Raw genomic sequence first — 12,691 nt, forward strand, 5'->3', positions numbered from 1 at the left:
GCGCCCGTGCTGACCTTTGCCCTCAAGCGCTTGGCGGGGACCTTGCCCGTGCTGCTCGGCGTGACGCTGCTGGTCTTTGGCCTGCTGCGGCTCACGCCCGGCGACCCCCTCACCGCGCTGGTGGGGGACGAACTCGGCGGGATCTCGGCCACGCAACTCGCGCAGCTGCGTCGCCAGTACGGTCTGGACGGCCCCTGGTACGTGCAGTACGGGGCGTTTATGGAGAAACTGGCGGGCGGCGACCTCGTGTCCCTGCGCACCCAGCGGCCTGTGGTGGAGGAGATCGCCGCGCGCTTTCCCTACACGCTGCAACTCACCGTCGTGGCAGTGTTCCTCGCGGCCCTCATCGCCGTGCCGCTCGGGGTGATCGCGGCGCTGAGGCGGGGGAGCCCCGCGGACCTGCTGGTCATGGGCCTCGCCCTGCTCGGCGTGAGCGTACCCACCTTCTGGCTGGGCATCATGCTGATGTTGGCCTTTGCGCTCGGCCTGGGCTGGCTTCCGCCCTCCGGCAGCGGCGGTCCGGAATATTTCGTGCTGCCCACCGCAACCCTCACCTTCGCCTCGGTCGCCCTGATCGCGCGGATGACCCGCGCCAGCCTCCTGGAGACCCTTGACCAAGACTATGTGCGCACGGCCCGCGCCAAGGGCCTGCGCGAATCGCGCGTCGTGACCCGCCACGCCCTGCGTTCCGCCTTGGTACCCATCGTGACCGTGATCGGCCTGGAATTCGGCGCGCTGCTGTCGGGGGCCGCCGTCACGGAAACGATCTTTGCGTGGCCGGGCCTGGGCCGCCTCACCGTCCAGGCCATCGCCTCGCGCGACCTGCCGCTGATCGAAGGCATCGTAATCTTCACGGCCGTGCTCTACACCCTCGTGAACCTCACCGTGGACCTGCTCTACGCAGCGCTCAACCCCAGGATCCGGTTGCAGTATGCGTAGCCTGCCCCGCCTCGCCACTGCTCCGACCCAACGCGCGCCTCGCCGCCGGCTGCATCCCGTCCTGGCGGGGTTGCGTCGCAGCCGGGCCGTATGGATTGGCGGGACGCTGCTGGCGACCCTGGTGCTCGTCGCGCTCGCTGCACCCCTCCTTGCGCCGGACGCCCCCAACGCGCAGAACTGGCAAAACCGGCTGTTGCCGCCCGGCCCGGGCCACCCTTTCGGTACGGATGAGTTTGGCCGCAGCGTTCTGACGCGGGTGCTGTACGGCGGGCGAGTCTCGCTGCTGTCCGGGTTCCTGCCGGTACTGCTCGCCAGTTCGGTCGGCACGCTGATCGGGCTGATTGCGGGCGGGGCTGGACGCCTCGCTGATACCCTTCTGATGCGGCTGGTGGATGTGCTGCTGGCGTTTCCAGGCGTGCTGCTGGCGCTCGCCATCGTCGGGCTGTTCGGGCCGAGTTTTTCAAACGCCGTCCTGGCGATTGGGGTGGTGGGCATCCCGGTGTATGCCCGTCTGGTACGCGCGGAGGTGCTTCGCCTGCGCGAAGGCGAGTTCGTGGAGGCCGCCCGTGCCCTCGGCACATCCACCTGGCGGGTCCTGTGGAGGCACCTGCTGCCGAACGTGGCTCCCGTCCTGATCGTGCAGTCCACCCTCGGCGTCGGCGGCGCGATCCTCGCCACCGCTTCCCTGTCGTTCCTCGGCCTGGGGGTTCAGCCGCCCACCAGTGACTGGGGCGAGATGCTCGCCAGCGGACGCTCCCAGCTGCCGCAGGCGTGGTGGCTGGAAGTCTTTCCAGGACTGATGATCACCCTCACGGTTCTCGCCGTGAACCTGCTTGGCGACGGCCTGCGCGACGCGCTGGACCCGCGTGCCCGCCGCTGAACGGAAAGGAGACCCACCTTGACCGCTCCCCTGAACCGCGACACCCTCTTTCTGCTCAAGCCCGATGTCAGCGAAGGCGATATCGCCTCGTACTGCCCGCACTCGGCGCAGATCGAGGGCCTGCTGACCTATGCCCCAGAGCTGCGCGACCACCTTGATGTCCGCCACCTGAATTTCCCACGGCCTCGTCCAGCGCTGGTCGCGCTGCTCGGGGAGGCAAACCAGTCCGCGCCCGTCCTGGTGCTGGGGGATGACCACCCGGAAGACGACCTCGTGCGCCGCGCGGGTGAGGTGGCCTTCGTGCAGGGCGCCCGTGAGATCGCCACCTTCCTGTCCCGCGCCCACGGGACCGCCCGGCCGCGCTGAGCTTCAAAACGCCTCTGAATGGAGAACCTATGAAGCGAACCCTGCTCACTCTGGCCCTGCTTGCCGCCCTCCCCGTCGCCCGCGCCGAGGGGGACACCCTCACCATCGCCGTGAATGCCGACCCGCCCACCCTGGACGCCACGGTCGCCAATCAGGGCATCACCTACCGCGCCACCAGCCAGATCTACGAGGGCCTGGTGTTCCGCGATCCCCAGACCAACGCTTTGGTGCCGCGCCTGGCGACCTCGTGGAAGCAGCTCAGCCCCACCGCCTGGCGCTTTACCCTGCGCAAAGGCGTCAAGTTCTCGGACGGCACGCCGCTGAACGCCGCCGCTGTGAAGTTCTCACTGGACCGCTTTGTGGACCCCGCGACCAGGGCCGCCAACGCCTTTATCCTGAGCGCCCTCAGGGACGTGCGGGTCGTGAATGACGCGACCGTGGACCTGAACCTCAAGTACCCTTACGCGCCGCTGCTGGGCAACTTGGCAATCTTTAACCCGGTGATCGTCTCACCCACAGCGGTGCAGAAGCTGGGCACGGACTTTGCGCGCACCCCTGTGGGCACCGGGCCGTACAAGCTTGACCGCTGGGACCCCGGCAACCAGATCGTGCTCGTCGCCAACCCGCTGTACTGGGGCCCCAAGCCCAGGATCCGCCGCATCGTCATCCGCACCATTCCCGACGAGGTGACGCAGATCGCTGAGTTGAAAAGCGGGCGGGTGGACCTGCTGGCGAGCGTCACCCCGAATGTCCTGACAGAGTTTGCGAAAGACCCCAACTTCGTGGTGCGCCGCCGCACCAGTTTCGCAACGGCTTACCTCGGCTTCAACACGGCGAGTGGGATTACCAAGGACGTGCGCGTGCGGCAGGCCATCGCGCGCGCGGTGGACCGGAACGCCATTGTGAAGACGCTGCTGGGTGACCTCGGGGCACGCGGCGAGGCCCCCATCCCCGACATCGTGTTCGGCGCGTCCAAGACGGTCAAGGGCATCGCCTTTGACCCGACTGACGCCCGCAAACGGCTCGCCGAGGCGGGTGTGAAGCTGGGGAGCACCCTGACCCTGGTCGCCACCAACGACGCTTCCAGCCGCCGCCTGGCCCAGGCGGTCCAGTTCAACCTTGCGGCGGTGGGCCTGACCGTGAACATTCAGACCTCGGACTTTGCGGCCTACCGCTCAGCCCTGCAAAAACCGGACCACGCCGAACTCTTCCTGATGACCGACGGCCCGACCTCGCTGGACGCGGACTTCGCCTTCACCCAGTACTTCGACTCGAAGGAAATTCCGGTCAACAACTATGCCTTTTACAAGAACGCCAAGGTGGACGGGTGGCTCGCCCGCGCCCGTACCGAGCAGAACGCCTTCAGGCGCAAAACGCTCTACCGCCAGGTGCAAGACCAGTTGCAAACGGATTTGCCGCTGCTGACGCTGTATTACCCCGTCTCGGCCTACGTGAAGTCCAACCGTCTTCAGGGCGAGGTGCCGTACTGGCACGCCTCGTACATCGACTACCGCCGCGCCACCCTGAAGTGACGCCGCCTCAAGAAAAGGGAGAGGAGCCGCCCATGACCGTGACCGCTCGCGCCGAGGATATCCGCAGCCCAGACGCCGTGACCCTGATTGACGAACTCAGCGCCGAACTCGCCGCCCTGTACAACGTGGGTGATGGCCGCGCGGGCTTCGCGCCGGAGAACGTTGAGGTGCCGCGCGCCGCCTTTGTGATCGCCCGCGTGGACGGGGTACCTGCCGGATGCGGCGCGATCCGCCCACTCGCCGACGGGAGCGTGGAGGTCAAGCGCATGTACACCCGCGCCGCCTACCGCCGCCGGGGAGTCGCGCAGGCGGTCCTCACGGAACTTGAGCGGCTCGCCGAGCAGTTCGGCTATCCGCGCGTCAAGCTTCAGACTGGCCCCCTCCAACCCGAGGCCGCCGCCCTGTACGAGCGCGTGGGCTACCGCCGCATCCCAATTTTTGCCGGGACTTGGGACCGGGTGCTCGCCTACCAGAAAGACCTGCCCGCTGCCCTTGCGCGGCCTGAGGTGGCCTCGTGAAGATCGCGGTGCTGAGCCTGGTGGTCAATGCTCCTAACCCCGTAACCGGCGAACACTTCAGTGCCGCCGAGAAGTTCGAGAACCTGGTACGGCAGGCGGAGCTCGCCGAGGCGCTCGGGTACGACGCCTTCGGGGTGGGCGAGCGGCACGGCGCGCCCTTCCTGTCGTCCTCGCCCGCCGTGCTGCTGGCCGCCATCGCGGCGCGGACCCGCCGGGTGCGCCTGCTAACCACGGTGGCGGTGCTGAGCGTCCTCGACCCCGTGCGCGTCGCGGAGGAGTACGCGACCCTCGACCAGCTGTCCGGCGGACGGCTCGACCTGATCATCGGGAAGGGCAACGACCCGCGCCACTACCCCCTCTTCGGCGTGCCCGAGGAAGAGCAGTGGGATTCACTCGCCGAGCGCTACGGGCTGCTGCGCCGCCTATGGCGTGAGGAGGACGTGACCTGGGGGGGTAAGTACCGCCCACCCCTCTCGGGCGTGACCACGCAGCCCCGGCCCCTTCAGTCCCCCATTCCGGTGTGGCACGGCAGCGCGTCGAGCGAGCGCAGCACCGAACTCGCCGCCCTATACGGTGAACCGATCTTCTCCGCGAACGCCTTTCATCCGCTTGCCAAGTACAAGGCGCTGATCGACCATTACCGAGAGCGCCTCGCGCATTACGGTCATGACCCCGTGCGGGCGGTGGTGGGGGCGGGCGCGGGCGCGCTGTACCTCGCGGACACCACCGATGAGGCCATCCGGCGCTACCGCCCCTACCACGACGCCTTCTCGCGCAGCGCCGCCGCGCAGCACAACCGCTCGCCCTTCGCCACCCTGGAGGACAACGTCGGGAACGGCCCCATCCTGGTGGGCAGCCCCGAGCAGGTCACGGACAAATTGCTGCGCTACCAGGCAGCTTTCGGAAATACTGTGCTGGCGATTGGCGTGGACGGCCTCAGCGAGGCGGAGCAGTCCGAGCAGCTCCAGCGTTTCGCGGAGGAGGTCGCGCCGGCGCTGCGCCGCGCCGTGAAGAGTGAGGTGTGGAACCCGGCGCGCGAGCCTGTGGGGGTGGGCGGATGACCACCCTATCCCGCGAACAGGACCTCGTCACCGCGCTGGAGCGGCATCTGCCCGCCTTCGTGGCCCTGCGCCACCACCTGCACGGCTTTCCTGAGACAGCCTACGAGGAGGTCCGCACCGCCAACATCGTTGCAGAGGAACTGGCGAGCGCTGGGCTGGAAGTGCACCGCCTCGCGGGTACAGGCGTGGTCGGCGTGCTGCGGGGTCCTGGAACGCGCGCCGTCGCCCTGCGCGCCGACCTTGACGCGCTGAACGTGACCGAGGAGACCGGGCTGCCGTACGCTTCCCGGGTGCCGGGCAAGATGCACGCCTGTGGGCACGATGGGCACACCACGGCGCTGCTGCTGGCAGCGCGGGTGCTGGCGGAAGCGGGCGACCTGCCCGGCACCATGGTCTTCGTATTTCAGCCTGCCGAGGAGGGAGGGGCAGGCGCCAAGGCGCTGCTGGACGCCGGACTGCTTGACCGCTTCCCGGTGGAAGCGGTGTACGGCCTGCACAACATTCCTGGCCTGCACGCCGAGCAGTTTGCCGTCCTGGACGGACCGGTCATGGCGAGTGCCGACGGCTTCGAGGTCGTGTTGCGCGGTGTGGGCGGCCACGCGGCCTTGCCGCACGAGGCGCGCGACCCGGTGGTGGCGGCGGGCGCCCTGATCGGGACGCTTCAAACGCTCGTGAGCCGCAGCCTGAGTCCCCTCTCGCCGGGGGTGGTGTCGGTCACGCAGCTCTCAGCGGGTGAGGCGCTCAACGTCATTCCCGACGAGGTGAAGGTGCGCGGCACGGTGCGTGCCTACACCGAGGAGGTGCGTGACCTGCTGGAGGCGGGTCTGCGGCGCGTCTCGGCGGGCGTTGCCCAGGCGCACGGCGTGGAGGCCCGCGTGACCTACACCCGCTCCTACCCCGCAACGGTCAACGACCCGCGGGAGGCAGCCTTTGTGCGCGGCGTCTTGCAAGGCGCGTTCGGTGAGGCCGGCGTGCGCGCCGACCTCCCGCCGCTGATGGCCGCCGAGGACTTCGCCTTCCTGCTGCGGGAGCGGCCCGGGGCCTACGTGTGGATCGGCAACGGCAACTCGGCCCCGCTTCACTCGCCCCGTTACGACTTCAACGATGGCGTGCTGCCGCGCGCCGCCACCTTCTGGGTGCACCTCGCCCGCGCCGCCCTGACGAGAGGGGAGACTCCATGACCCAACTGATTCTGAGCGCCAGCATTGACGGCCCGGGCTTCCATCCCGGCGCTCCCCGGCCTGACCCCACCCGCCTCGCGGACCTCGCGCACTACCGCGACCTCGTGCTCACCGCCGAGCGCGGCCACCTTGACTTCGTGCTGCTGGGCGACGGACGCGCACGCACGGACGCTGCCCCGGCGGGCCGCCTGGACGCCCTGACCGTGCTGTCCCGCCTTGCGCCCGAGACGCGCTTCGTCGGCCTCGCCGCCGAGGTGCCCACCACCCACGCCGAGCCGTTCGCCGTGTCGCGCGCACTCGCCACCCTCGACTTCGTGAGCGGTGGGCGGGCGGCCTGGCAGGCCTCAACCAGCGGCGCCCTGGCCGAGGCGCGCAACTACGGCCCTGGACCCACTCCCGACGGGCAGCAGGCGCGCGCCGCCGAGTTCGTGGACGTGAGCCGAAAGCTGTGGGACTCGTGGGAAGACGGCGCGGTGATCGCCGACCGCGCGCGGGGGTTGTACCTGGATCCCGAGCGGCTGCACCACATTCACCACCAGGGCCAGCACTTCCGGGTACGCGGCCCGCAGCTCACGCCCCGTCCTCCGCAGGGGCAGGTCGTGGTGGTGGGGCTGGAGCGCGACTTCGGCGGCGGGCCACCCGCCGCCGAAGTCGCGGACGTGCTGGTGCTGCACCGGGAGGACGTGGATGCGGGGGCACGGACGCGCGCGGATCTGCGCGCGCAAGCAGAGCGGCAGGGGCGTGAACTCCGCGTGCTGCGGGCGGTGTTGCCGGTCCTCGCGGAGAGCGACGCTGAGGCGCAGGCCCTGGCGGAGGACTGGGAAGCGCGGGCGGCCCAGAAAAGCGGGTGGCCGCGCGCGCAGCGCTTTGTGGGCACGCCGGAGGCCTTTGCGGACATGGCCGAAACCTGGGTCGCGGCGGGTGCCGCTGACGGGCTGCACATTTTCCCTCCAAACCTGCCAGACGGCCTGACGCGCTTCGTTGACCTCGCGGTGCCTGAACTCACGTGGCGTGGCCTCGCCCGCACCGCCTACGACGGCCTCACCCTGCGCCACCACCTCGGCCTCACCCGGCCCGAGAGCCGCTATGCCCGGAGGACCGCATGATCCCCCCTCACGCCCGTCAAATCCACCTCGGCGTCTTCCTGCAGGGCGTCGGCCACACCATCGCCTGGCGCGCCGAGGAACACGCCGACCTCACCGACTTCCAGACCTACGTGCGCTTTGCCCGCACCGCCGAGCGGGGCCTTTTCGACTTCGTCTTTTTCGGGGAGGGCCTGATGGTCCGCGAGCACCAGGGACGCTTTTTCGGTCCCATCGTGAACGGCCGTCCAGACACCCTGGCGCTGCTGCCCGCTCTGGCCGCGGTGACGCAGAAGGTCGGGCTCGCCGCGACGCTTTCGACGACCTACAACGAGCCGTACGAACTCGCCCGGCAGCTTGCCTCGCTCGACCATGTAAGCGGTGGGCGGGCCGGGTGGAACGTCGTGACCAGCTTCAGCAACTCGGCGGCGAAGGATGCGGGCGGTGACGGCATTGCCTTCAACCACAGCCGCGAACGCCACCTGGAACACGCCACCCGCTACGACCGCGCGCGTGAATTCGTGGCCCTGGTGCAGGCGCTGTGGGACTCGGGCGGAGAAGCCCGGCCCCTCAACCACATCGGCCGGTGGTTTAAGGTTGCCGGTCCGCTCGACGTGCCCCGTCCACCGCAGGGACGGCCCATCATCATCCAGGCGGGGCAGTCGCCGGACGGGCGCGACCTCGCCGCGCGCATTGCGGACGTGGTGTTTAGCCCCCACCGCCGCCTGGAAGACGCGCTGGAGTACGCCGGCGACCTCACGCGCCGCCTCGCCGCGCTGGGCCGGTCTCGGAATGACGTGCGGATTCTGCCAGGCCTTTCGGTCATCGTCGCGCCGACCGAGGAGGAAGCGCACGCGAAGGCGGCGCGCTACCGGGCGCTGCTCCTCACCGACGGCGTCGTGCGTTACCTGCTGAGCGAGCCGAGCGGCGCCAACTTTGACGGCGTGGACCTTGACGCTGCCTTTCCCGACCCCGATGTGACGGCCCCGGAAGTCAATGGCCCCCTGCTGGAGCGCTGGACCGCGCAGGCGCGTGAAGAGGGGCTCACGCCCCGGCAGTTGGTGGAGCGCACCGCGCCGCGCCCCTCTCTGGTCGGAACGCCTACGCAGGTCGCGGACCACATCCAGACCTGGTTGGAAGCGGGAGCCAGCGACGGCTTCCTGCTGAGCCCAACCCTCTTTCCGAACGACCTCGACGACTTCGTGGACCTCGCCGTGCCGGAGTTGCAGCGCCGGGGCCTGTTTCGCACCGCATATGCGGGAGCGACCCTGCGCGACCACCTCGGGCTACGCCAACCCGTCCCTGCCCAGGCGGAGGAGGTGGGCGCTTGAGCCTCACGCTGTCGGTTCTCGACGTATCGCCTGTGCCGGAGGGCGGGACGGGTGCGGACGCCGTACGTCAGACGCTGGAGTACGCTGACCTCGCCGAGGCGCTCGGCTACGCCCGCTTCTGGCTGGCAGAACACCACAACATGCCGGGGTTCGCGGGCGTCGCGCCCGAGGTGCTTATCGGCGTCATCGCGGCGCGCACCCGGCGCATCCGCGTGGGGTCGGGCGGGGTGCTCCTGCCGAACTACGCGCCCCTCAAGGTCGCCGAGGTCTTCCGCACCCTGGAGGCCCTTACGCCAGGCCGAATTGACCTGGGCATCGGGCGCGCCCCCAAGATGGATCCGCGCAGCGCCCTCGCCCTGCGCGGCAGTGAGGACCGCCTGCGGGCGGCGGACGACATCGGGCGGCAGGTGGAAGAGCTCGAAGGCTACGCGGAGGTCGCCCCCTCACCCTTCGCGCCCGACCATCCACTGTTTGACGTGAGGGCGTCTCCCGAAGGTGCGCCCCTCCCGCCGGTGTGGCTGCTCGGATCTGGACAGCTCAGCGCGGGAATCGCGGCACGCCACGGACGGGGCTTCGCCGCGGCGCACCACTTCAGCCCGCTGGAGTCTGAGGCGGCCGTGCGGACCTACCGGGAACACTTCGTTCCGTCGGTGGCCTTTCCGTTTCCCTACGCCGTCGCCACCGTATCGGTCATTGCGGCGGACACGGCGGAACTCGCCGAGGGCCTCGCGCGCGCCTCTCAGCTCGCCTTCTTGCGCCGCTTGAATGGAGAGCGCAGGCCTGCCCCCACGGTCGAAGAGGCGCGCGCGCACACCTTCACGCCTGAGGAAGAGGAGAAGCTGCGGCCGTTCGCGCCTCTGCACGGCACGCCAGACCGTGTACGGGCAGAACTGACGGCGCTGGCCCGGCGCCTGAACGTCAATGAGCTGATGGTCAGCACGGTCGTCGCCGACGTTGCCCGGCGGCGGCGCTCTCTGGAACTGATCGCAGACGCCCTCGGACTGCTGGGGCGTCGCCAAGCGCTCGCGGCGTTGTGAGGGCCCTCCCTTGACGGTGGGGTTCCGGCCCCTGAGCGCCATCTGGCCGGCAGGCTGTGCGGGAACAGCAGCCGTACCGCAGCGGGGAACAGCAGCGGGACCGGCCAATCCATGCGGCTGTATCGCCGCTTCATCCATATGACGTGCGAGAACCTCTTCACGCGCGGCCCAATAGGTCAGCCACAAGACCCTGTGATGCGGATTCCGGATCATGCGTTCCGTCCGCTCCGGTGATTCCACGCCTCGGTGTCGTTTCCCACTCTCGCTGCTGCGCAGCGTTGCCCGTCCGTTTGGGTCAGCCCACGATTTCATTACGGATGAGCCAGAATCCTCATAATAACAGAACGTCAATTTTGCGCCGTTCCTGATCAACGGACCGCACCACCGGGTCCGCGCCACTGCATCTGGGCCACCGCGTCTGGGTCACCGGGGAATACGGGGACGTGCTGAACGTTCGCCTCCAGGAACACCAGGGTGCGGTTGTGGCAAGTTGCCGGGGTAGGGTGCTGAGCGGTGAGAAGCTCCCCGGTCACCGGGACGCCGAGGAACCTCTGCTGGAGCGCGGCACCGTTTACCGTCGTGAATGGCCGTCCATAAGTTTGGCGTGGGTCTGTATAATCCGGCGGCATCGTGGCTGAAGGCGCGTGGGCACCGGCCTACCCGGCGGAAGCGAGGGGGGACGTGGGCACGGGCGAGGCGCGTAGAGTTGAACCAGGGGCCTGCGTGCTCCGGGCACGTCCTCCTGGGGCGCGGGCACGTCCCTTGGCCTGAAACCAGAAAGACCAGTTTGGAGTTCATCTTCCCGGCCCAGCTGCCGGGTTTTCTTTCGGCCGCCTGAGCTGCACGCCCAGACGCGCTTCTCCACGGTGATGGCGGGCACAGACGTAACGCACGGCATTCGGGGGAAAACCCCCACAACGGCAGAGGCTCGGGGCTCCTGGCCGAGCCGGGCGTACCCAACCCCACAGGGCAGGGGGCGGTCCAGCAGCTGGCCAAAGGGGGAAAGGCGGCTCTGGTGCCGCCGCGAAACGCACCCGGGAAGAGGACGTCCGCCGGAGACGCCGAGAGGCACACGCCCGGAGCGCATCCGCGCGACTCTCCCCTCAAGGCGCGCTGCATATGAGCACATTCTGAAGACGCTGTCATTCAAGCATGGAAAGGAGAGCGTCACGCGCATGACGGGGTGTAGGCAGAACCAGTCAGTCTACCTGGAGGAAGCGTGTTCAAGCGGCAATTGGTCCTGATCACGGCGCTCCTCTCAAGCTCGGCGCACGTCAGCGCGCAGGGGAGATTCAGCGCGCTCGAGCTCCACCTTCAAACTGATGAATGGGGTGGGCACCACCCCGACCGCAGGCAATGGATCCGCAAAGCCCAGCGCCGCCACTCCGCCAAAACCCGCACCAGGCGTCAATTCCGCCACGCTGACCTTCTGGGCGTCTCCCGCCGTGCGGCAGAAGGTCATTCAAGCGTTCGTGCAGGAAATGGGCAGGCTCAGCCCCGAAGCGGGCGCGGAGTGGAAGAAGGTCTTCACGGGCACCGGTGTCTTCGCGGCGGTAGACCAGGAAGTCAAAACGCGCTTTGGAATGAGTTCCACCACCTGCGGACGTGTGGGCGGTGTAGTGGAGTTAGGCCTGGCTCATGACGCGCAGCCGGACGGACCAGCCGACACGGGCGCAGGTGGTGGGACTTCGCGACCAGTTTCGCCCCCCTGCTGCGCTCACTGCCCGACGTGGCGGGCATGAACGACGCCCACAAGCAGGAAATGGCGGAATCATTGCTTCTGCACACGGTGATGTTTGGTGCGTTCGCTGAAGCGCGCAAGGAAGACCCGAACAGCCGTGCCGAGTTTGGCCAGGGCCTTCAGCAGGGGACCGCGTCCCTCGGACTGGACCTCGGCAAGGTGGACCTGACGAACCAGGGCTTCGCGGTGAAGAAATGAACCACCTTTAGCCCGGCATGCGCATTTCCAGCAGTACGGTGTCTGGGAGAGGGGGCCTTCGTAAGCGGATCACCGCCGCGATGGCGCCGGCGACCACTTCCAGCTTGTCCTCCGGATTCCAGGGCCCTCAGCGCTTCTTCCGACAGCAGGGTGTCCGCGGCACTGTCCTCCACCGCGAGCAGTGACGGTGGAAGCGCAGGAGGGGACATTGAAGCGGTGGGATGTCCCTCACCCCAGAACCTCCCTCTCCCTATACCACGCCCTGAACCAGGGCCTTCAGGAGCGTGACCAGGGCGCTGTACGACGTGGGTTTGTGCAGGTACGCCTGGCCACCGGACGCCAGAACCCTCGATTCATCCAGAGGCTGCCACCCTGAACTCCACAGCACCACCTTGAGGTCACGCGCGCTGTGCCTCAGCTCAAGCAGCACTTCAAGCCCCGAGAGGCGCGGCATGTTCATGTCCATCAGCACGAGATCTGGCGTGGGTTTTTGCTGCAGGCGTTTGAGGGCCTGCTCGCCATTGCGCAAGATCTCCACATCCACGGACGTACTCAGTTCATCCAAAGCCGTCTCCGCCAGGAGAATGTCGTCCGGATCGTCATCGACCAGAAGCAGCGAGAACACGTCCGGGCGAAGGGTCACACGCCGGAGGTTACAGCACGGCAATATTCAAATTTGTCACGCTCAAACGGGGCTTGAGAAGGTGACGTATTTATGGGCCCTTCTGACAAAGCCGTATGGGCCTCTGCCCCCTTTGGGCCGTTGCAGAGGGAGAGGGCCCCGCGCCTCTGGAGGATGGTCTTTCCTGGCGTACCGCCTTCGCC

The 12,691-nt window shown here is 68.3% G+C and carries 13 protein-coding genes; 11 read left to right on the top strand and 2 right to left on the bottom strand.

All coding sequences use genetic code 11. The features are described 5' to 3' along the window. Positions 1–6: 6 nt before the first annotated feature. Genes B9A95_RS08195 through B9A95_RS08240 form a run of 10 tightly spaced genes read left to right on the top strand, consistent with a single transcriptional unit; the run spans position 7 to position 9,927 of the window. Positions 7–939 (top strand): ABC transporter permease, encoded by a 933-nt coding sequence (locus B9A95_RS08195; protein WP_084046425.1) that lies wholly within the window; start codon positions 7–9, stop codon positions 937–939. After that, positions 932–1,819, top strand: coding sequence for an ABC transporter permease (locus B9A95_RS08200; RefSeq protein WP_084046426.1), 888 nt, complete (start codon positions 932–934; stop codon positions 1,817–1,819). The genes B9A95_RS08195 and B9A95_RS08200 overlap by 8 nt, the downstream gene beginning before the upstream one ends. An 18-nt stretch (positions 1,820–1,837) precedes the next feature. After that, positions 1,838–2,185 (top strand): DUF3088 family protein, encoded by a 348-nt coding sequence (locus tag B9A95_RS08205; protein ID WP_084046427.1) that lies wholly within the window; start codon positions 1,838–1,840, stop codon positions 2,183–2,185. A 29-nt stretch (positions 2,186–2,214) separates the two neighbouring features. Next, positions 2,215–3,717: an ABC transporter substrate-binding protein gene (locus tag B9A95_RS08210; protein WP_084046428.1), complete on the top strand. Its 1,503-nt coding sequence runs from the start codon at positions 2,215–2,217 to the stop codon at positions 3,715–3,717. 32 nt (positions 3,718–3,749) lie between these two features. After that, complete coding sequence (locus tag B9A95_RS08215; protein WP_084046429.1) at positions 3,750–4,235, top strand: GNAT family N-acetyltransferase; 486 nt, start codon at positions 3,750–3,752, stop codon at positions 4,233–4,235. Next, a complete protein-coding gene (locus B9A95_RS08220) occupies positions 4,232–5,296 on the top strand; it encodes an LLM class flavin-dependent oxidoreductase (RefSeq protein ID WP_084046430.1) in 1,065 nt (354 codons plus the stop codon). Before B9A95_RS08215 ends, B9A95_RS08220 begins: the two co-directional genes overlap by 4 nt. Next, positions 5,293–6,477, top strand: coding sequence for a M20 aminoacylase family protein (locus B9A95_RS08225; protein ID WP_084046431.1), 1,185 nt, complete (start codon positions 5,293–5,295; stop codon positions 6,475–6,477). Before B9A95_RS08220 ends, B9A95_RS08225 begins: the two co-directional genes overlap by 4 nt. Continuing rightward, positions 6,474–7,583 (top strand): LLM class flavin-dependent oxidoreductase, encoded by a 1,110-nt coding sequence (locus tag B9A95_RS08230; protein ID WP_084046432.1) that lies wholly within the window; start codon positions 6,474–6,476, stop codon positions 7,581–7,583. Before B9A95_RS08225 ends, B9A95_RS08230 begins: the two co-directional genes overlap by 4 nt. After that, positions 7,580–8,890 carry an NtaA/DmoA family FMN-dependent monooxygenase gene (locus tag B9A95_RS08235; protein ID WP_084046433.1) on the top strand — a complete coding sequence of 437 codons (1,311 nt, stop codon included), beginning with the start codon at positions 7,580–7,582 and terminating at the stop codon, positions 8,888–8,890. The genes B9A95_RS08230 and B9A95_RS08235 overlap by 4 nt, the downstream gene beginning before the upstream one ends. Then, positions 8,887–9,927, top strand: a complete 1,041-nt coding sequence (locus tag B9A95_RS08240) for an LLM class flavin-dependent oxidoreductase (RefSeq protein WP_084046434.1) — start codon at positions 8,887–8,889, stop codon at positions 9,925–9,927. Before B9A95_RS08235 ends, B9A95_RS08240 begins: the two co-directional genes overlap by 4 nt. A 1,258-nt stretch (positions 9,928–11,185) precedes the next feature. On the opposite strand, the gene B9A95_RS08245 is transcribed toward B9A95_RS08240, so the two are convergent. Next, positions 11,186–11,389 (bottom strand): hypothetical protein, encoded by a 204-nt coding sequence (locus B9A95_RS08245; protein WP_084046435.1) that lies wholly within the window; start codon positions 11,387–11,389, stop codon positions 11,186–11,188. A 258-nt stretch (positions 11,390–11,647) separates the two neighbouring features. Here B9A95_RS08245 and B9A95_RS08250 point away from each other — a divergent pair, with 258 nt between their 5' ends. Continuing rightward, positions 11,648–11,866, top strand: coding sequence for a DUF6683 family protein (locus B9A95_RS08250; RefSeq protein ID WP_342744578.1), 219 nt, complete (start codon positions 11,648–11,650; stop codon positions 11,864–11,866). A 250-nt stretch (positions 11,867–12,116) separates the two neighbouring features. Here the strand turns inward: B9A95_RS08250 and B9A95_RS08255 are convergent, their stop codons facing one another. Further along, positions 12,117–12,509, bottom strand: a complete 393-nt coding sequence (locus tag B9A95_RS08255; protein WP_170928525.1) for a response regulator — start codon at positions 12,507–12,509, stop codon at positions 12,117–12,119. Between the last annotated feature and the right edge of the window lie 182 nt (positions 12,510–12,691).

The organism is Deinococcus hopiensis KR-140, from assembly GCF_900176165.1.
GTDB classification, from domain to species: Bacteria; Deinococcota; Deinococci; order Deinococcales; family Deinococcaceae; genus Deinococcus; species Deinococcus hopiensis.

Excerpts from the sequence above, each read along its gene's own strand:
- B9A95_RS08200 (WP_084046426.1), top strand. The coding sequence starts at position 932 with ATGCGTAGCCTGCCCCGCCTCGCCACTGCTCCGACCCAACGCGCGCCT.
- B9A95_RS08210 (WP_084046428.1), top strand. The coding sequence starts at position 2,215 with ATGAAGCGAACCCTGCTCACTCTGGCCCTGCTTGCCGCCCTCCCCGTC.
- B9A95_RS08215 (WP_084046429.1), top strand. The coding sequence starts at position 3,750 with ATGACCGTGACCGCTCGCGCCGAGGATATCCGCAGCCCAGACGCCGTG.
- B9A95_RS08225 (WP_084046431.1), top strand. The coding sequence starts at position 5,293 with ATGACCACCCTATCCCGCGAACAGGACCTCGTCACCGCGCTGGAGCGG.
- B9A95_RS08230 (WP_084046432.1), top strand. The coding sequence starts at position 6,474 with ATGACCCAACTGATTCTGAGCGCCAGCATTGACGGCCCGGGCTTCCAT.
- B9A95_RS08235 (WP_084046433.1), top strand. The coding sequence starts at position 7,580 with ATGATCCCCCCTCACGCCCGTCAAATCCACCTCGGCGTCTTCCTGCAG.
- B9A95_RS08245 (WP_084046435.1), bottom strand. The coding sequence starts at position 11,389 with ATGACCTTCTGCCGCACGGCGGGAGACGCCCAGAAGGTCAGCGTGGCG.